Source organism: Aquabacter albus (assembly GCF_040049275.1).
In the GTDB taxonomy this organism is placed as follows: domain Bacteria; phylum Pseudomonadota; class Alphaproteobacteria; order Rhizobiales; family Xanthobacteraceae; genus Aquabacter.
In genome coordinates, this window is sequence record NZ_JBDZDT010000002.1 from 67,745 (window position 1) to 86,898 (window position 19,154).

Sequence of the window (19,154 nt, forward strand, 5' to 3'; positions counted from 1 at the left end):
CAAGCGCACGCGATGACAGACATGCTGCCCGGCCTTGAGACCGTGCTCCAAACCCTCGCCACCGGCCTGCTGGTGGGCTGTACCTACGGCCTCATGTGCGTCGCGCTCGGCCTCATCTTCGGCATCATGCGCCTCATCAATTTCGCCCAGGGCGACTTCCTGATGCTGGGCATGTATTTCGCCCTCGCCATTCTCTCTGGTCTCGGGCTGGGCACCAGCATCGGCTCGCTGCCCGCGCTGCTGCTGGCGGCGCTCGCCTCCATCCCTGCCTTCTTCCTGCTCGGCTGGGTGCTGCATTCCCTGCTTCTGGCGCGCATCGCCCAGAGGCGCGGCGCGACCGAGGGCGAGGCGCACCAGACCCAGCTCATCATGACGCTGGGCATCTCGCTGGTGCTCTCCAACGGCGCGCTCATGGCGTTCGGCTCCACGCCGGTCTCGCTCAACACGCCGCTCGCCTCCCAGGCCTTCGTGCTCGACCCTCTGGGCGGCGGCGATGTCCTGGTCTTCCTCAATGAGGCGCGGGTGCTGGCGGCGGTCGCGGCGCTCATCGCCGCCGGCGGGCTTTATGCCCTGCTCCACCGCACCGATCTCGGCCGGCGCCTGCGCGCCTCCGCCGACAATCCGCTCGCCGCCACTTACATGGGCATCGACGTGGTGTGGTCCTATCGCGTCACCTTCGGCCTCGGCTTCGGCCTCACCGCGCTGGCCGGCGTGATGGTGGCGACCTACTACCCCTTCCAGCCCTATGTGGGGCTCGACTTCGTCATCGTCATGTATGCCGGGGTGGTTCTGGGCGGGCTCGGCTCGGTCATGGGCTCGTTCTGGGGCGGGGTGATCATCGGCCTCGTGCAGCAGCTCTCCACCCTCGTGCTGCCGCTCCAGCTCCAGGGCACGACAGTGTTCGTGGTGTTCCTGCTCATCCTGCTGATCCGGCCCCAGGGCTTGTTCGGCCGCAGCGTGGAGCGCGCCTGATGTTCAGCACGCGCCCCCGCCTCGCTTACTTCGCCGTCGCCATCATCGCGGTGCTCTATGTGGCGGCCATCTTCCTCACCACCAATTCCTACTACCAGCTCATGCTGGCGCTGGTGCCGGTCTGGGCGGTGATGGGGCTCTCCTGGAACGTCTTCTCGGGCTATTCCGGCCTCGTCTCGTTCGGGCACGCGGCCTTCTTCGGCCTCGGCGCCTACACCACGACGCTCCTGTTCGCGAAGCTCAATATCACGCCCTGGATCGGCATTCCGGCTGCGGCTTTGGTGGGGTGCCTTGCGGGCGTGCTCATCGGCGCCATCACCTTCCGCCTGCGCGGGCATTACTTCGCCCTCGCCATGCTCGCCTACCCCTTGGCCATGCTCTACGTGTTCGAGTGGGCGCGCCTTCAGGAGGTGTCCTTCCCCATGAAGCGGGAGGACGCGGCCTTCTACATGCAGTTCCACGACCAGCGCTGGAACGCCCTCATCGCGCTCGGCCTGCTGGTGATCGCGCTTCTCGTCTCGCTGAAGGTGGAGCGTTCGCGCTTCGGCATGTCGCTGCTCGCCATCAAGCAGAACGAGATCGCGGCGGAAGTGGCCGGCATCGACAGCTATCGCTGGAAGCTCAAAGCCATCGCGCTCTCCGGCGCGCTCGCGGGCGCCGCCGGCGGCTTCTATGCGGTGGTACTGCTGGTGGTGACGCCCTTCACGGTATTCGGCCTCGCCACCTCCGCCCAGGCGCTCATTGTCACCATGTTCGGCGGGGTGGGCACGCTGTGGGGGCCGGTGGTGGGCGCGGCCTTCCTGGTGCCGGTGTCGGAGATCCTGCATGCGGAGCTGGGGGGCAAATTCCCCGGCATCCAGGGCGTGGTGTTCGGCATCGCCATCATCCTCGTCATGATGAAGATGCCCCAGGGCATCGTCTGGGCCGTGCGCGACCGCTTCTTCGCCGGAAAGGGCCGCCCCGCCGGGTCCGCCGTGACCCCGGCGCACCTTGCGCCGGCCTTCATCCTGTCCGAGGCGGCGGAGACGCTGCTGGAGGTGCAAGGCGTGTCGCGGCGCTTCGGCGGCGTGAAGGCGCTCACCGACGTGACGCTCAAGGTCCGCAAGCAGGAGATCCTCGGCATCATCGGCCCGAACGGCGCCGGCAAGACGACGTTGTTCAACGTCCTCAACGGCCTTGTCACGCCCGATGCCGGCAGCATCCACCTGAAGGGCACGCAGATGGTCGGGCTTCCGGCCAACCGCATCTGCGCGAAGGGCGTGGGGCGCACCTTCCAGGTGGCCCGCGTGTTCGCCCGCATGTCGCTCATGGAGAATGTGGTGGTGGGCGCCTTCGTCGGCGCGCCAACGGACGCCGAGGCGGCGGAGCGGGCGAAGGCCGCGCTCACCCGCGTCGGCCTCGGCCATCTGGGCGAGGCGCCGGCGGATACGCTCACCAATTACGAGCTGCGCCTCATGGAGCTGGCCCGCGCGCTCGCCGGCGGGCCCGTGATCATCCTCCTGGACGAGCCATTCGCCGGTCTCGATGCCGGCGAGGTTCGCGCCTTCATGGCGCTGCTGCGGACCCTGCGGGACGAGGGCATGACCATCGCCATCATCGAGCACACCATGCAGGCCATGGTGCAGCTGGTGGACCGCTTCGTGGTGCTGGACCATGGCTGCGTCATCGCCGACGGGCCGCCGCGCGAGGTGGTGCGCGACCGCACCGTCATCACCGCCTATCTCGGCGACAAATGGGTGCCCGATGCTGTCGCTTCATAAGGTCTGCGTCCGCTACGGGGGCCTCTCCGCCCTCACCGACGTGTCGCTGGAGGTGGGGGAGGGCGAGTTCGTCACCGTCATCGGCCCCAACGGGGCGGGCAAGACCACGCTCATGAAGGCCATTTCCGGCGTGGTGCCGCTGGCCGGCGGGCGCATCATGCTGAGCGGCACGGACCTCTCCAAGGTGCCGGCGCAGAAGCGGCCCCATCTCGGCCTCGCCCATGTGCCGGAGAACCGGCAGGTGTTCGGCGGGCTCTCCGTGCTGGAGAATCTGGCGCTCGGCACCACGTCCCTGGCCGACCCGGCGCGGCGCGAGGCCAACATCGAATATGTGCTGGACCTGTTCCCCATCCTCAGGGAGCGCACCACCCAGCTCGCCGGCACGCTCTCCGGCGGGCAGCAGCAGATGCTGGCCATCGGCCGGGGGCTTGCCTCCTCGCCCAAGGTGCTGCTGCTGGACGAGCCCTCCATGGGCCTCGCGCCGAGCATCGTGGACATGATCTTCGAGCGCATCGCCCGCATCCATCGCGAGACGGGGCTCACCGTCGTACTGGTGGAGCAGCGGGCCATCGAGGCGCTGGAGCTCTGCACCCGTGCCTATGTGCTCACCACCGGCCGGGTGGTGGCGAGCGGCGCAGGGCGGGACCTCATGCGCAATGAAGAGGTCAGCCGCGCCTATCTCGGCGCCTGAGGGGAGAGCGTCATGTGCGAGGGATGCGTAACCCCCGGCTCCGGTTGGCGCGGCTTCATGGACCTGCCGAAGCCGCGTCCCCTCACCGCGACGGGCGATTGGGTGGACCTCTCCCATCCCGTGAACCCGCAAATGCCCTGCGCCTCCATCTTCCCGACGCCCAGCTTCACGAAGCTGCGCGAGGTGCCGAAGGACCCCTTTAACGTCACCGAGATCCGCCTCGTCGCCCATGCGGGCACGCATGTGGATTCCCCGCGCCATTATTACAATGACGCGCCCGGCTTCGAGGGCATTCCCCTGGAGCGGCTGTGCGGGGAGGGCGTGGTCTGGCACCTGCCGCAGACGCCCAATGCGGTAATCCCGCTGGAGCAGCTCCAGCGCGCGACGCCCGTGCTGCGCCCGGGCGACATCCTCGCCATCGACACCGGCTGGGCCGCGAAGGCCGGCACCGAGGAATACGAGCACCATCCCAGCCTCTCGGTGGAGGCGGCGGAATGGCTGGCCGCGCAGCGCATCAAGCTGTTCGCTTGCGATTTCGCGACGCCGGACCTCGTCTACCATTTGCGCCAGCCGGGCTTTAACTGGCCGGTGCATCATGCGCTGCTCGGCAACGGCGTGCTGGTCTGCGAGCACCTCACCGGCCATGCCCCGTTTGCCGGGCGGCGGATGGAGTTCGTCTTCGGCGCCCTCAACGCCACCGAATGCGACGGCGCACCGGCCCGGGTGATGGCGCGGCCTGTGGCGGATTAGGCAGGCACGCAAGCCAACGGGGCCGTCATGGCCGGGCTTGTCCCGGCCATCCACGTGGCTCCGCAAATGTTGAGCCACAGCGCTGAGCTAACGGACGGCCGTGGATGCCCGGGACAAGCCCGGGCATGACGAGTGGTAAGTGGGTCGAGCCACTCAAATCGGGTCGAGCCGCAGGTCCGTCCCCGCATCGAAGACGTGCACATGCTGGGGCGACGGGCGTACATGGACGCGTTCCTCCGCTGGCGGGGCGCCGGAGACGCGCACCGACAGCATGCGCCATTTCGCATAGCGTCCGATCACCACGCTTTCCGAGCCCAAGGGCTCGATGAGGTCCACATCCAGCTCCAGCCCGTCCGGCGCAAACTCCAGATGCTCGGGGCGGACGCCGATGGTGAGCGCGCGCCCGTCGACACCGGGCCGCTTGCCGTCGGCGAACGGCACGACGAGCCCGCCCTCCAGCGTCGCCGCCGTGCCATCGTGGGAAAGCTGGGCGGGGATGAAGTTCATGGGCGGCGCGCCGATAAAACCCGCCACGTAGACATCCGCCGGCCGGTGGAACACCTCCATGGGCGTGGCGAGCTGCACGACCCGCCCCTCATGCATGACCAGCAGGCGGTCGCCCAGGGTCATGGCCTCCACCTGGTCGTGGGTGACATAGAGGCTGGTGACGCCGAGCCGCTTCTGGAGCCGCTTGATCTCCACCCGCATGCTGAGGCGCAGCTTTGCGTCGAGGTTCGACAAGGGCTCGTCGAACAGGAACAGCTTGGGCTCGCGCACGATGGCCCGGCCCATGGCCACGCGCTGGCGCTGGCCGCCGGACAGCTGGCGGGGCTTGCGCTGCAGCAGATCCCCGAGCCCCAGCGTCCCGGCGGTGGCGGAGACCTTGGCGACGATGTCCCGCTGCGACAGGCCCCGGATGCGCAGGCCATAGGCCATGTTGTCGAACACGCTCATGTGCGGATAGAGCGCGTAGCTCTGGAACACCATGGCGATGTCGCGGGCGGCGGGATCGAGCCCCGTCACGTCGCGCCCGTCGAGGAGGATGCGGCCGGCGGTGGGCGCCTCGAGGCCCGCCACGAGGCGCAGCAAGGTGGATTTCCCGCAGCCCGAGGCACCGACGATCACCAGCAGCTCGCCTGCCGCAAGGCCGAGATCGACGCCGTGCAGAACGGGGGTGCGCCCGAAGCTCTTGCGCAGTCCTTCGAGGACCAGGGTCGCACTCATTTCTCGCCTTCCGTCAGGCCCTTGACGAACCAGCGCTGCATGGCGAGCACCACCAGAACGGGCGGCACCATGGCGAGGATGGCGGTGGCCATCACCCGGTCCCAATACGTGTTTCCTTCGGTGCCGATCATCTTCACGATGCCCACCATGATGGTGTCGAGATTGGGGTTGGTGGCCACCAGGAGCGGCCAGAGATACTGGTTCCAGCCATAGACGAAGAGGATGACGAACAAAGCCGCGATGTTCGCGGACGAGACGGGGATGAGGATGTCCTTCAGGAACCGCCACGGCCCCGCTCCATCCATGCGCGCCGCCTCCATCAGCTCGTCCGGCACGGCGAGGAAGGTCTGGCGGAAGAGGAGGGTCGCGGTGGCGGAGGCGATGAGCGGCACCACGAGCCCGCCGAACGAATTGATCATGCCGAAGCCCGCCACCACCTGGAAGGTGGGGATGATGCGCACCTCCACCGGCAGCATCAGGGTCACGAAGATGGTCCAGAAGCACAGCATGCGCAGCGGGAAGCGGAAGAAGGCCACCGCATAGGCGGAGAGGATCGAGATCACGATCTTGCCCGCGGCGATGGCGAACGCCATGGCGAAGGAGAGCGCCAGCATGCGCCAGACCGGCCCGTCCTGCGCCCCCGCGCCGGTGCCCGCGAGCACGTCGGCATAGATGGAGAGGCCCTCGAGCCGCGGGATGAGGCTCAGCTCCCCTCGATTGATGGCGCCCGCATCCTGCGTGGAGGCGGAAAAGACCAGCCAGACCGGCAGCAGGAACAGCGCGGCGCCGAGCGCGAGGATGGCGTGGGTGACAAGCCGGCCTTTCATTCCGCATCCCCCTTGCGGCGCAGGAGGCGGAACTGGAGGACGGTGAGAAGAATGACGCCCGCCATGAGCACCACCGACTGGGCGGAGGAGGAGCCGAGGTTCAGATTGACCACGCCGTCGCGATAGACCTTCACCACCAAAGTCTGCGTCGCCTGCCCTGGCCCGCCCTGGGTGAGCGCCTCGATGGTGCCGAAGGTCTCGAAGGCGGAATAGGCGATGTTGACCGTGAGCAGGAAGCCCATGGTGGGGCCGAGGAGGGGCAGGAGGATGGTGCCGAAGCGCCGCACCGGACCCGCCCCGTCCATGCGCGCCGCCTCCACCACCGCGCGGGGGATGGACTGGAGGCCGGCCAGGAAGAAGATGAAATTGTAGCTCACCTGCTTCCAGGCGGAGGCGAGGATCACCGCGATCATCGCCTGCGTCCCGTTCAGCCGGTAGTTCCAGTCGATGCCGAGGCTGCCGAGCGCGGGGGAGAGCCAGCCGATCTGCGGGTGGAGAAGGAGGATCCACACCACCGCCGCCACCGCCGGCGCCACCGCATAGGGCCAGATCAGCGCCGTGCGGTAGAAGCTGCGGCCGCGGATCTGCGTGTCCGCGCATACGGCGAGCAGCAGCGCCACCGCCATGGAGAGGAAGCTCACGGCGGCGCAGAAGACCAAAGTGCGGACCACCGCGTCCAGATAGAGCGGGTCGGCAAAGAGGTCGGTGAAGTTTTCAAACCCGACGAAGTAGGTAGACAGGCCGAACGGGTCGCCGTGCGTCATGCTCGCATAGACGGCGCCGCCCGCGGGCCACAGGAAGAAGAAGAAGGTGAGAAGGAGCTGCGGCGCCACCAGCAGGATCGGCAGCATGGTGCCGGGAAAGATGGTCCGCCGCTCGCTCATGCCTCACCCCGAAAGGCGGGTCAGCCGCGCATCGATTTCTCGAAGTCCCGCAGCACTTTGTTGCCGCGCGTGACGGCGGAATCAAGGGCCGCTTGTGCATTCTGCTTGCCCTGGAGGGCGGCTTCGAACTCTTCCTCGATGATATTGCGGATTTCCGGCAGCCGGCCGAGGCGCAGGCCCTTGGAATTGGCCGTCACCGTGCCGCGGTTGAGCTGCTGGATGGCGATGTCCGCGCCGGGATTGCGGGCATAATAGCCTTGGGCGAGCGACACGCCGGCGCCTGCCAGCGTCACCGGCACATAGCCTGTGGCCTGCGACCAGCGCGCGTCATTCTCCGGCTGGGCGATGAATTTCAGGAAGGCAGCCACCGCCTTGTATTCCGCCGGCGTGCGGCTCGGCGCCGTCATCACCCACAGGCTGGCGCCGCCGATGATGGAATTGTTGGGGGTCGGGCGCACTTCGGGGTCGTAGGGCAGGAGGGCGGTGCCGAACCGGAACTTGGCGTCGCGGGCGATGGCGGAGCGCGAGCCGGAGGAATTGAAGGAGATGGCGGTCTCGCCCGCCGGGAACAGCTGGTCGCCCGAGGCGCCGCGTCCGCCATAGGTGAAGGTGCCGTCCTTCGCCATGTCCAGCAGGCGCTGGATCTGCTTCACGTAAGGCGGCGCATTGAAGACCAGTTCCGCGTCCAGGCCCTCGAAGCCGTTGGCCTTCGTGGCGTAGGGCAGGTCGTGGATGGCGCCGTAGCATTCCATCATCACCCAGGTGGGCCATGCGGTGGTCACGGGCACCTTGGCGGCGCCCTTGGCCTTGATGGTCTGGGCGGCGGAGACCACCTCCTGCCAGGTGGCCGGGGGCTGCTCGGGGTTGAGGCCCGCCCGCTCGAAAATGTCCTTGTTGATCCACATGACAGGCGTGGAGGAATTGAAGGGCATGGACGCCATGCGCCCGTCGGCGAGGCTGTAATAGCCGCGCACCGCCGCCATATAGGCGTTAGGATCGATGGGAAGGCCGGTCTCCTGGCTGAGCTGCCAGATCTGCTTCACCGCCGGCCCCGCGCCGAGCATGGAGCCGGTGCCCACTTCAAACACCTGGAGCAGATGGGGCGCCTGCCCCGCCCGGAAGGCGGCGATGGCCGCGGTCATGGCCTCGGTATAGGAGCCCTTATAGACGGGTTCCACCGTGGCCTCGGCCTGGGAAGCGTTGAACGCATCGCAGACGCGCTTCACTTCCTCGCCGAGGGGACCGCTCATGGCGTGCCAGAAGATGAAGGGGGTGCGGTTCTGCGCCTGCGCCGGAAGGCCCATCAGGGTGGCAGAGGCGGTGAAGGCGGCAGCGCCCGCGAGTAACTCGCGACGGTTCATGCTTGGCTCCTGGCTGATCGGGCATTGAGCCCATCACGGCATCCCCGCCGCTTAGCCTCGCCTTCGGATGCTACAGCAACATAACGATTTGATGAACGGCGGCCGTACTGCCCTGCCGGTCAGTTCACCTCGCGCACCTCAATGCGGTCGCGTCCGCCATTCTTGGCGCGGTAAAGGGCCTCGTCGGCCGTGCGGAGCATTTCTGCCATGCTGAGAGTTTCGGCGCGATGCACGCAGCACAGGCCCATGCTCACGGTGATGGAGGCAAGTCCGGGGTGGACCGGGCCCCACGGTTCAAGCGCCATGGCGGTGCGGATCTTGCTCGCGATCGCCGTGGCACCGGCGCGTGGCGTGTTCGGCAGCAGCACTGCGAACTCCTCCCCGCCATAGCGGGCCACCACATCCCCTGGGCGATGCACGCTGTGCTGGATCAGGCTTGCGACGCGCCTCAGGCATTCATCGCCCACCACATGGCCATGCCGGTCGTTCACCGCCTTGAAGTGGTCGACATCGATGAGCAGCAGGCAGATCGGATGCTTGTCGCGCCCGGCCCGCCGCCATTCCTGATCGAAGGCCGTGTCAAACCGGCGCCGGTTGGCAAGGCCGGTCAGCCCGTCCGTCGAGGCGATGGATGAAAGTTCGTCATGGGCAAGCTTGAGGGCCCGTTCCGCAAGCACCCGCTCGGTGGCGTCCCTGAGGCTGCAGACAAGGGCGATGGCGCGGTCGTCCCCCGGCACCGTGGGCAGCACGCCCATGGAGGCTTCCATCCAGATCCAGCTTCCGGCCTGGTTTCGCACGCGGCAGGTGAAGGTCGCGTGGCGCTCCACGGCCATGCCTTCGGCAGGGTCCAGGGAAAAGGCGGCGTGGTCGTCTTCATGGATGAAAGTGGTGAGCGAAGCGCCCATGACCTTGTCCGTGGACCAGCCGAGCACCCGGTTCACGGCCGGGGAGACGAACTGCACCACCAGATCAGCGCTGGTCGCGATGATGACATCGTTCGAGTTCTCGGCGAGGAGGCGATAGCGATACTCCTCCTCTCTCGCGCGCCGCTCCGCGATGAGCAGTTCATGCTGCTGGCGCTTCAGCACGCTGATGTCGGAATGGCTGAAATAGCCGATGCCGTTCTCCGTCCGCCGGGCGATGACCCGCCGCCACTGGCCTCCGGGCAGTTCGATCTCGAACGGGGCGCCGGCAAACCTCATGCTGTCCAGCATGCTCCCGTCGCTCGGGGCTTTGCGTCCGGTTCCGTCCGTCGCCCAGGTGTCGCGTACGATGTCCGTGAGGGTGGCGCCTATGACGGACCGGCCGGGCGGCACATTGTAAAGGGCGCGGAACTCCTTGTTGGCGGCGATGATCTTGTCGTCCTGGTCGAGGACCATCGCGCCGTCCGCGATGTGGTCGAGCAGGTCGATGGGAAAGCTCTGCCACGCCGGAGCGGCCTCGGCGCCTCCGGAATCCGCCGCGAGATCCTGCCACAACCTGATGCGCCCGCCGTTTTTCGTCGGCAGGGACGCGACGCGCAGGCGGCGGCCGCGATGGATGAACACGAAGGGCCGTGTCTGGTTGCGGTGCCGGTCGATTCCTTCGGAGATGTAGTGGTCGATAAGCTCCCGCTCGTCGCCCTTCAGACGGTAATCGTAGAAGCGGCGGAGATTCTCGCGGTAGGGCTCGCCTTCATGGACATGCCCGTCATGCTCGGGGAAGAAGCGCAGAAACGACCGGTTCCAGAGGATGGCCCGATCCTCAGAATCAAATAAGCAAACAGCAATGTCGATCGAATCCAGAATACGCGCAAAAAACGCATACTGGTCTTTGCCGGACACTCCCCCGCTTCCCCCACTCTGCTCCTCGCACCTACAGAGACCCGTCCCAGCGCGAAATCAAGGAGAATCGTGTAGCTGTCGTAAATGACAAACCAAAAGTTGTACTCCGGCGGCGAACATAGGGTTGGGAAGGGTTTGCGCACGGGTATCAAGCGATTGCTTGATTCTCGAACCACGCCACAACGAATTCCCCCGCTTCTGTTACATGATCTATCATCGCCCGCCGTGCCTTCACCGCATCGCGCTTTTCCAGGGCGGCCAGAATGGTCGCGTGGTGTCGGAGATTGGCTTCCAGGCGCGTGATGTCCATGGCGAAGATGGAGTTGGTCATGACGGCGCCGGTATAGCCGAAGCGCATGTCCGCCAGCAGGCGCTCCAGGTTCCGGTTGTTCGACGCTGCGGCGATGATGTTGTGGAATTCCGCGTTCATCGTGGTCCAGGTCGCGTGAGCCTGCGCACGGCTTTTCTCCGCCGCCTTGCCCTTGAGCGCGCCGTTCCGACCCGCCCGCACGGTGGTCACACTGCTGATGAAGCGCTCATGCGAGGCGCGCAGGCGCGCAAGGCCGCTATCGGTGATCCAGCGGGCAGCCAGGTGCGCGGCCAGCCCCTCCATCTCCGCACGGATCTGGTACATCTCGGCGACATCGCGGGAGGAGGGGGCGCAGACGATGGCGCTGCGCCGCTGTTCCTGTGCCACCAGGCCCTGCGCTTCGAGCCGCGAGAGCGCCTCGCGGATGGGCGTGCGGCTGACCGCGAATTCCTCTGCCAGGGTTTCCTGCTTCAGGCGCTCTCCGGGCGCATATTTTCCGGAGACGATCTTCGACCGAATCCTATCCGCAATATCTTCGATCAATTTGGTCGAGCGACCCGCCGCCATGCTTTCACCGCAACGTTCAAGCCGTAGGCAACAAGCGCTACAGAAAGCGGTTGCGGGCGAAGGAAACCGTCACCCGGCGGACCCGCTTTCTGAGGGGGAGGGGCAGGGCCCGCCGGACTGGTCCGGTCCCCGTTCAGAGCTCGCGCGCACGTCAAAAGAAAACAAGTACCCGCCGGTCATAGCGAAAACTGGCCGCATCAATCAAGTACCATACACGTTCTGCGGGAAAAGCAGGCGCGACTAAACGGAGTCTTGCCACAAATGATATAATATTGGCATGGGTCGGGGCGCCCCGGAATATGCGGCGCTTCCGGGCTTTGCGGGCTCTCAGACCACGCCCGCGCGCAGAAGATCATGAATGTGGAGAATTCCAATGGGGCGGCCGTCCTCCACCACGAACAGCGAGGTGATGGCCGCTTCGTTCAGGGCCGCGAGGGCCTCCAGCGCCATCATGTCGGACGGAATGCTGCGGGGCGCCTTTGTCATGGTCTCGCGCACCGGGCGGTCGACGAACCCGTTCTGGAATGCGCGGCGCAGGTCGCCGTCCGTGACAGCGCCCACCAGATGCCCTGCGGCATCGACGACGCCCGTGATGCCGAAGCCTTTGGAGGTCATCTCGACGATGGCCTCCGACAGTCCGACGTGCTCCGGCACCAGGGGCAAAGCGTCGCCCGCGTGCATGAGGTCGGACACCCGGCGCAGTTGCGCGCCCAGCTTTCCGCCCGGGTGGAAGTCCTGGAAGGAGCGGGCCGAGAAGCCGCTCATGGAGAGCAGCGAGACCGCGAGCGCGTCGCCCAGCGCCATCTGCATGGTGGTGGAGGTGGTGGGGGCGAGCCCGTTGGGGCATGCCTCCGGCATGGGGGGCAGGACCAGCACGATGTCGGCGGCACCGGCAAGGGCGGCCTCGGCCTGGGCGGTCAGGGCGATGAGCGAGATGCGGAAGCGCCGGGTATAGGCGATGATGTTGGCGAGTTCCGCCGCCTCTCCCGACCATGACAGGGCGAGCACGACGTCGGCCGTGCCGATCATGCCCAGATCGCCGTGGCTGGCCTCGCCCGCATGCATGAAGTGCGCGGGCGTGCCGGTGGAGGCAAGGGTGGCGGCAATCTTGCGCCCCACATGGCCCGACTTGCCCACGCCGGTGACGATGACCCGGCCATTGCGGCGCAATGCCGCCTGGATGGTATGCACGGCCTGCTCAAGCTGCGCGCCGAGGCCATTTTCGAGGGAAGCGCGCAAAGCAGCCATGCCCTCGATCTCCATATCGAGGGTGCGGCGCGCGACTTCCATGGCGGCGGGGCGCAGATGCGAAACGTCGGATGCAGGCGTCATCCGCACTCCACTAGAGCAAGTTCCATGAAAGTTGAAGGCTGAAGGGCCGGGCTAAGCCGCCTGATCGAAGCTCGCAGAAAGGGCGACGCGGTTCCGGCCCCCGGTCTTCGCCTGGTAGAGGGCGAGGTCGGCCCGCTCGATCACCGCGTCCACGTCCCGGTCTCCGGCATTGGCGCGGGCCGCGCCGAAGCTCACGGTGACGCCGATCTCCCGCCCTTCGAATTCCACCGTGGTGTCGCTGATGCTGGCACGGATCCGCTCGGCGAGCGCCATCATGTCCCGTTCCGAGATGTCGAGGAGCAGCACGACGAACTCCTCCCCGCCGAAGCGCGCCACCCGGTCCTGGAGCCGCAGCGCGGCGCTGATGCAGGCGCCCACATGGCGGATGACCGCGTCTCCGGCCGGATGGCCGTAGGTGTCGTTCACGGCCTTGAAGTGGTCGATGTCGGCCATGAGGATGCCGAGGCTGTCGCTGCTGCGGGTGCCGCGCAACGCTGTTTCCGCCACACTCAGGAAGGAGCGCCGGTTCAGCAGGCCGGTGAGCGGGTCGCTGTCGGCGAGCTGCCGCAGCGCGGCGAGATCCTCCTGATATTGCTGGGCATGCTGGACGAAGCGCAGCTCCGCGCTGCCGAGGCGGCGCATCAGCGCCCGCAGGGCGCCGGAGAGCTGGATCACTTCCGCGGCCCCCCTGAGGCGCGGCAGCATGGTGACCTTCGGGTTGCGGCCGATCTCGCCAGCCGCACGGGTGAGGGTTTCGAGCGGCCTGGAAATACGCCGGGCGATCCAGACCGACACCAGGAGGGTGATCACCAGAACCGCCGCGCCGATGGAGAGGATTGTTGCCCCCACGCGGCCGGGAATCTCGAAGGCGATGGAAAAATCCTGCCGGGCCACGACGATCCAGCCGAGGCCGGGATAATCCTGCTGGCCGCGGGCCACGGCGAAGCCGGTGAGGAAATGCCGGCCGTCCCGCACATCCTCGAACGTGCCCGAGGTTTCGCGCTGCATCTCCGCAATGCGCTCCGGAGGGAAGGGTGAGCTTCCCCGGTTCGGGCCGAGCAGCATGACGCCGTCCTTGGACAGCACCCAGATGTCCTTTTCGCTTTGGCCACCGAGGGCGCCCCGGCGGAGCAGTTCCGCCCATTCGAAGGCAAGGTGGGCGCCCAGCACGCCGAGAAGGCGGTGGTCACCGGAAAAGACCGGGAAAGCCACGTCCACGAAGCGCAAGGGCTCGCCGGAGGCGGGAGCCCCAAGAAGCCCCGCCAGGCGCGTGGCCTCATGCACATCTCCCACGAAGGGCGCATTCAGGCCCGCCTGAAACCAGGGATGAGCCCCCACCGAGGCCCCTTCCAGCATGTTGCGGCTGGCTGCCGACACCACTCCATCGGGGCGGGAGAAGCCGATCCAGGCATAATAAGGCAGCGTGGCTTGAAGTTGGTTCAGCAGGGCTCGGATCGTCTCCGGCTCGGCTTCCCAATGAGGGCCAAGCGGCTGCATGGCGGCGAGCTGCTTGATGTCGCTGAAGCGCTCGAACATGTCGGCGTCGAGCTGGCGCGCCAAGGTCCGCGCGGAACTGGTGATGTCGGCGGTGATGCGCCGGACCATCTCCTGGCGGCTGAGATCGGCGGAAGACAGGGCGAGCGCTGTGATGCCGGCCAATGACACCATGGCCGTGACGAAGCTTATCTGCTGCGCTACGGACATACGATCTTGCAGCCGATGAAGGCTGTTACGTATGGCATCCAGCACGTAGCCTGCTCCCCCGACGGCTGCGTCAAACCCAATGGGCCGAAGATTGATGTATCCCAAAGCTCCGTCGATCACGCAGCAGGTGCAACTGCGCCAACTCGTCGCGTGGAGAAATGCACGTCCTTATTGATAATAAGGCTAACATATATTATGAGTGACTGGTCATGAATGAACCGCCCCTCGGCTTTCTCCTTGTGGATACTGCGCGCCTCTATCGCGCCCGCATCGACCGCGCCTTCGAGCAGGCGGGGCTCGGGCTGACGGCGGGCGAGGCCCGCACGCTCGCCCACGTGAACATAAATCCCGGCTTGCGCCAGACCGCCCTCGCGGTGCGCATGAACGTGGAGCCCATGACGCTCGTGGGTTTCCTCGACCGGCTCGAAGCCCAGGGTCTGGTGCAGCGGGAGCCGGACCCCACCGACCGCCGCGCCAAGATCGTGCGGCTCACCGAGACGGCGGCGCCGCTGCTGGAGCGGGTCACAGCCGCCGCCGCCCATGCGCGGGAAGAGGCGTTGGCCGGCCTCAACGACCATGATCGCGACGCCTTCCGCTCGGCGCTCGACCTCATCCGGGGAAATCTGTGTCAGACCATCCGGGACGATAAATGAAGCCCCTGATGTCCGAGAACCGCACCGCTGTCATCGGCGCGGTGATCATCGTTCTCGGACCCTTGAGCATGGCGCTCTACACGCCGGCCATGCCCATGCTGGTGCACGCCTTCGGCACGACGCCCTCGATCATGAAGCTGACGCTCAGCGTCTATTTCGGCGGCTTCGCCTTCTCCCAACTGGTCTGCGGGCCGCTCTCCGACGGCTTCGGGCGCCGCCCGACGGCCCTGGGCTTCTTCACCCTTTATGTGGTGGGGAGCCTCGTGGCGGCATTCGCCTCCGACATCCAGTGGCTCATCATCGGGCGTGCGCTCCAGGGCGTCGGCGTGGCGGCGGGGCCGGCCATCGCCCGCGCCATCGTGCGGGACCAGTTCACCGGCCAGTCCTCCTCCCGCATCCTCAACCTCATCGGCTCCATGCAGGCGGTCGGCCCGGCGCTTGCGCCGAGCGTCGGCGGGCTCATCCTCGGGGTCGCGGGCTGGCAGCCTATCTTCTACGTGATGGTGATCTGGGGCGCGGTGGTACTCGCGCTGCTTGGCTTCGGGGTGCCCGAAACCAATCCCAATCCCGATCCGCGCCAGGCCCACCCGCCTCAGATCATGCGCAATTACTGGGCGCTGCTGCGCGATCCGGGGTTCATGCGCGTGAGCCTTCTGATCGGCTTCGGGGTCGGCGCCATCTATACGCTCGCCTCCATCCTGCCCTTCGTGCTGATCGAGAAGGTGAAGCTCACGCCGACCCAATTCGGGCTCGGCATGGTCTGCCAGACCGGGTCATTCATCGTCGGCACCCTCGTCTCCGCCCAGCTCATGCGGCGCATGGATGCCAACCGCCTCGTCCCCATCGGAACCGGCCTGATGCTGGTGGCCTCCGCCGTGCTCGTGGCCCTGCCGTTCACGTGGGAGACCAGCTTCGTCACGGTCATGGTGCCGGTCGGGCTGTGGGCGTTCGGCATATCCATGGTGATCCCCGGCAGCACGACGACCGCCTTGTCCGGCTTCCCCGCCATGGCGGGCTCGGCGGCGGCGCTCCTGGGGTGCTTGCAGATCGGCGGGGGCTTCCTCGGCTCTGCCGTCGCCAGCCTGTTTCATGAGCCGGCCGACGCGCTCGGCGCGGTGATCCCGGCCATGGGCGTGCTTGGGGCCCTTTCCTATGCGATCCTGCGCCCGGCGAAGGCGCCTGCGGCCGCTCGGCCGGTGGACGAGGCGGATATCGAGATCGCCACGGACCCTGCCGGCATTATCGGCGCCGCCGGGGAAGAGATTCAGGCGCAGGTTTTCCGCAAATCGGCGTAGGGTTCGGACCAAGCTGGCGACGGGCCGCAAGATCTGCTTGCAGCTCGCCTTGTTGTGCTCAGCCTTCCGCCCTGCGGGCCCGCGCGCCATAGGTGCGCAGCCGGAGCGCGTTCAGCTTGATGAAGCCGGCGGCGTCGCGGTGATCGTAGGCGACTGCGCCTTCCTCGAAGGTCACGAGGTCCTGGTTGTAGAGCGAATAGGGGCTCTCGCGGCCGATCACCGAGACATTGCCCTTGTAGAGCTTCACCTTCACAGTGCCGCTCACATAGCGCTGGGAATGGTCGATGGCGGCCTGGAGCATCTCGCGCTCGGGGGCGAACCAGAAGCCGTTATAGATGAGCTCCGCATAGCGGGGCATCAGCTCGTCCTTCAGGTGCGCCGCGCCGCGGTCCAGCGTAATGCTTTCGATGCCGCGATGGGCGGCCAAAAGGATGGTGCCGCCGGGGGTCTCGTAGACGCCGCGCGACTTCATGCCCACGAAGCGGTTCTCTACGAGGTCGAGCCGGCCGATGCCGTTGGCCTTGCCCAGCTCGTTGAGGCGGGCGAGCAGCGTCGCCGGGCTCAGGATCTCGCCATCGATGGAAACCGCATCGCCCTGCTGGAAGCCGATCTCGATGATGGTGGCGCGGTCCGGCGCCTCCTCGGGCGAGATGGTGCGCTGGTAGACATATTCGGGGGCGTCGTCGGCCGGGTCTTCCAGCACCTTGCCCTCGGAGGAGGAGTGCAGGAGGTTCGCGTCCACCGAGAAGGGCGCCTCGCCGCGCTTGTCCTTGGAGATGGGGATCTGGTGGCTCTCGGCAAACTCCAGCAGACGGGTGCGGGAGGTGAGGTCCCATTCGCGCCAGGGGGCGATCACGGTGATCTCCGGCTCCAGGGCATAATAGCCCAATTCGAAGCGCACCTGGTCGTTGCCCTTGCCGGTGGCGCCGTGGGAGACCGCGTCGGCGCCCACCTTGCGGGCGATCTCGATTTGCTTCTTGGCGATGAGCGGGCGGGCGATGGAGGTGCCGAGGAGATACTGGCCCTCATAGACCGCATTGGCGCGGAACATGGGGAACACATAGTCCCGCACGAATTCCTCGCGCACATCCTCGATGAAGATGTTTTCCGGCTTGATGCCGAGCAGCAGGGCCTTTTCGCGCGCCGGTGCCAGCTCCTCGCCCTGGCCGAGGTCGGCGGTGAAGGTCACCACCTCGCAGCCATAGGTGGTCTGGAGCCATTTGAGGATCACCGAGGTGTCGAGCCCGCCGGAATAAGCAAGCACAACCTTCTTCACGTCGCGGGCCATCAGGTCTCTCGGAATTCGGAAAAGTGGCGCGGACTATAGGCCGGAGCCGCGCCGTGGCAAGTGGGCACGCAGCGCGCGCATGGTGGAGCGCGTGGCCCAGGCCATTGCCCGCCACACCGCGCGCCCGAGCGCATGGAGCGCGCGCCCGAGCTGGCCGACGCCCCGCTCCACCGCCGCATCGCTCGGCGGGTGGCGCCGGTCGAACAGAAGGAAGCGCATCACGGCGATGAGGAGGATGGTCAGGACGGCGGAGAACACCACGTCCGTGAAGAAATGCCCGCCGAAGGCGATGCGCAGCCCGCCGGCGGTGGCGCCGAACAGGGCCGCCGCGCCGATGGCGATGCCGCGATAGGGCGGCGGCACAAGGCTCGCCGGGGCGATGAGCCAGAAGCCGAGCGATCCCTCGCCGGAGACGAAGGAGCAGTTGCCGGGGCACTTTCCCTCAGTGGAATACCAGGGATTGAACACGTCCTTGCCGCCGAACGTCTCCAGATGCACCGGGCGCGGGCGGCCCCAATGCTCCTTCAGGAGCCCGTTGACGATGAGCCCCGGACCCAGCGCCATGGTGACGGCGAGCAGCACCGCCGCGCGGGCGGGCAGGAACATGGGGCGCCCCGGAAAGAGGAGCTTCAGGATGATGGCCGCGAAGGCCGGGCCGGCGAAGATCCAGGGGATGATATTGGCGGCGGAGCGGAACGCCTTGCTCCATTCGAAGCCCGAGAGCTGGAAGGTGCGGGTGCCCGCATCCCAGAACCACGCGGTGATGGCGAGGTCCCATTCCGGGAACACGGTGAAGAGGATCGCCACGGCCGTGCCGGTCACGAGAGCGAAGAACACGGCCAGCTTCAACGGGGCACCTGCCTTATGGTTTGATCCACATCCTTGCGGAAGCGCCCGCCGCCGCTTCACAATCAGGCGGATTTAGCCCGGAGAGCGCAGCATGGCCAGGGCCTGCCTCGATTTCTACTACGAGTTCGCGTCCACCTATTCCTATCTCGCGGTCTCCCGCATCGGCCCCCTGGCCGAGGCGGCGGGGGTGGAGGTGCATTGGCGGCCCTTTTTGCTCGGCCCCATCTTCGCCGCGCAGGGGCACACCACCTCGCCGTTCAACACCTACCCCGAAAAAGGGCGCCATATGTGGCGCGACCTGGAGCGGCTCGCGGCCCGCTACGGCCTGCCGCCGGTGGTGAAGCCCGAGCCCTTCCCGGCCAACGGGCTGCTGGCCGCGCGGGTGGCGGTGCTCCTCAACGATGCCTCGCGGCCGGCTTTCTCCCGCGAAATATTCCGCCGCGCCTTCGCGCTGGGCCAGGACATCGGCGAGCGGGAGATCGTCCGCCAGGTGCTCGCCGGCCTCGGCCATTTCTGCGACGACGTGATCCCCGAGGCGGAAACCCAGCTCAACAAGGACCGCCTGCGCGCCCAGACCGAGCGCGCGCGCCTCGCCGGCGTGTTCGGCGCGCCGACCTTCGTGGCGGTGGACGGCGAATTGTTCTGGGGCAATGACCGCCTGGAAATGGCCCTGGAGCATGCGCAAGAGGTGGCGGCGAAGGCGGCGTGAGTGGAGTTGTCCTGGACAAGTGAGCGCGTAGCGCGAATGCAGATCCGGGACCCAGCGCAAAAGACCGCCGAAGGCGCTTCAATCCATCTCCGGCGCCGCGCGTCGGAGATGTTTTTCACGCTGGTCGCTGATTGCCGGCTCCGCCGGAGTCTCGC

General features: G+C 67.0%; 17 protein-coding genes. 7 read left to right on the top strand and 10 right to left on the bottom strand.

The features are described from left to right. The first annotated feature begins 12 nt into the window (after positions 1 to 12). The 4 genes from ABLE91_RS03375 to ABLE91_RS03390 are packed head-to-tail and all read left to right on the top strand — an operon-like array spanning position 13 to position 4,173. Complete coding sequence (locus ABLE91_RS03375; RefSeq protein WP_348928423.1) at positions 13 to 972, top strand: branched-chain amino acid ABC transporter permease; 960 nt, start codon at positions 13 to 15, stop codon at positions 970 to 972. Next, positions 972 to 2,732 carry a branched-chain amino acid ABC transporter ATP-binding protein/permease gene (locus ABLE91_RS03380; RefSeq protein WP_348928425.1) on the top strand — a complete coding sequence of 587 codons (1,761 nt, stop codon included), beginning with the start codon at positions 972 to 974 and terminating at the stop codon, positions 2,730 to 2,732. Before ABLE91_RS03375 ends, ABLE91_RS03380 begins: the two co-directional genes overlap by 1 nt. Then, positions 2,716 to 3,423, top strand: coding sequence for an ABC transporter ATP-binding protein (locus ABLE91_RS03385; protein WP_348928426.1), 708 nt, complete (start codon positions 2,716 to 2,718; stop codon positions 3,421 to 3,423). Before ABLE91_RS03380 ends, ABLE91_RS03385 begins: the two co-directional genes overlap by 17 nt. Positions 3,424 to 3,435: 12 nt before the next feature. Continuing rightward, positions 3,436 to 4,173, top strand: a complete 738-nt coding sequence (locus ABLE91_RS03390) for a cyclase family protein (protein WP_348928428.1) — start codon at positions 3,436 to 3,438, stop codon at positions 4,171 to 4,173. 153 nt (positions 4,174 to 4,326) lie between these two features. Here the strand turns inward: ABLE91_RS03390 and ABLE91_RS03395 are convergent, their stop codons facing one another. The 8 genes from ABLE91_RS03395 to ABLE91_RS03430 form a co-directional block, all read right to left on the bottom strand. Beyond that, positions 4,327 to 5,397 carry an ABC transporter ATP-binding protein gene (locus tag ABLE91_RS03395; protein ID WP_348928430.1) on the bottom strand — a complete coding sequence of 357 codons (1,071 nt, stop codon included), beginning with the start codon at positions 5,395 to 5,397 and terminating at the stop codon, positions 4,327 to 4,329. Further along, a complete protein-coding gene (gene ugpE, locus ABLE91_RS03400) occupies positions 5,394 to 6,224 on the bottom strand; it encodes a sn-glycerol-3-phosphate ABC transporter permease UgpE (RefSeq protein WP_348928432.1) in 831 nt (276 codons plus the stop codon). Before ugpE ends, ABLE91_RS03395 begins: the two co-directional genes overlap by 4 nt. Next, entirely contained in the window at positions 6,221 to 7,108 is an 888-nt protein-coding gene (gene ugpA / locus ABLE91_RS03405; protein ID WP_348928434.1) for a sn-glycerol-3-phosphate ABC transporter permease UgpA, read from the bottom strand. The genes ugpE and ugpA overlap by 4 nt, the downstream gene beginning before the upstream one ends. 20 nt (positions 7,109 to 7,128) lie before the next feature. Next, a complete protein-coding gene (ugpB, locus tag ABLE91_RS03410; RefSeq protein WP_348928436.1) occupies positions 7,129 to 8,469 on the bottom strand; it encodes a sn-glycerol-3-phosphate ABC transporter substrate-binding protein UgpB in 1,341 nt (446 codons plus the stop codon). Between the two features lie 119 nt (positions 8,470 to 8,588). Then, a complete protein-coding gene (locus ABLE91_RS03415; protein WP_348928438.1) occupies positions 8,589 to 10,292 on the bottom strand; it encodes a diguanylate cyclase in 1,704 nt (567 codons plus the stop codon). A gap of 148 nt (positions 10,293 to 10,440) precedes the next feature. Continuing rightward, positions 10,441 to 11,169, bottom strand: coding sequence for a GntR family transcriptional regulator (locus ABLE91_RS03420; RefSeq protein ID WP_348928440.1), 729 nt, complete (start codon positions 11,167 to 11,169; stop codon positions 10,441 to 10,443). A gap of 327 nt (positions 11,170 to 11,496) precedes the next feature. Further along, positions 11,497 to 12,501: a KpsF/GutQ family sugar-phosphate isomerase gene (locus tag ABLE91_RS03425; RefSeq protein WP_348928442.1), complete on the bottom strand. Its 1,005-nt coding sequence runs from the start codon at positions 12,499 to 12,501 to the stop codon at positions 11,497 to 11,499. A gap of 51 nt (positions 12,502 to 12,552) precedes the next feature. Beyond that, positions 12,553 to 14,205 (bottom strand): sensor domain-containing diguanylate cyclase, encoded by a 1,653-nt coding sequence (locus ABLE91_RS03430; RefSeq protein ID WP_348928443.1) that lies wholly within the window; start codon positions 14,203 to 14,205, stop codon positions 12,553 to 12,555. A gap of 209 nt (positions 14,206 to 14,414) precedes the next feature. On the opposite strand from ABLE91_RS03430, the gene ABLE91_RS03435 reads away from it, so the two are divergent. Both ABLE91_RS03435 and ABLE91_RS03440 read left to right on the top strand, forming a co-directional pair. Next, positions 14,415 to 14,858, top strand: a complete 444-nt coding sequence (locus ABLE91_RS03435; RefSeq protein ID WP_348928445.1) for a MarR family winged helix-turn-helix transcriptional regulator — start codon at positions 14,415 to 14,417, stop codon at positions 14,856 to 14,858. Positions 14,859 to 14,866: 8 nt separating this feature from the next. Continuing rightward, positions 14,867 to 16,153 (top strand): multidrug effflux MFS transporter, encoded by a 1,287-nt coding sequence (locus tag ABLE91_RS03440; RefSeq protein ID WP_348928447.1) that lies wholly within the window; start codon positions 14,867 to 14,869, stop codon positions 16,151 to 16,153. 58 nt (positions 16,154 to 16,211) lie between these two features. On the opposite strand, the gene ABLE91_RS03445 is transcribed toward ABLE91_RS03440, so the two are convergent. Together ABLE91_RS03445 and ABLE91_RS03450 are read right to left on the bottom strand one after the other, a co-directional pair. Continuing rightward, positions 16,212 to 17,441, bottom strand: coding sequence for an argininosuccinate synthase (locus ABLE91_RS03445; RefSeq protein WP_348928448.1), 1,230 nt, complete (start codon positions 17,439 to 17,441; stop codon positions 16,212 to 16,214). Between the two features lie 33 nt (positions 17,442 to 17,474). After that, the gene (locus tag ABLE91_RS03450; RefSeq protein WP_348928450.1) at positions 17,475 to 18,278 is read right to left on the bottom strand and encodes a phosphatase PAP2 family protein; all 804 of its coding nucleotides are present in this window, start codon (positions 18,276 to 18,278) and stop codon (positions 17,475 to 17,477) included. Between the two features lie 103 nt (positions 18,279 to 18,381). Between ABLE91_RS03450 and ABLE91_RS03455 the strand changes: the two genes are divergently transcribed. Continuing rightward, positions 18,382 to 18,999: a 2-hydroxychromene-2-carboxylate isomerase gene (locus tag ABLE91_RS03455; RefSeq protein WP_348928452.1), complete on the top strand. Its 618-nt coding sequence runs from the start codon at positions 18,382 to 18,384 to the stop codon at positions 18,997 to 18,999. The last annotated feature ends 155 nt before the right edge of the window (positions 19,000 to 19,154 follow it).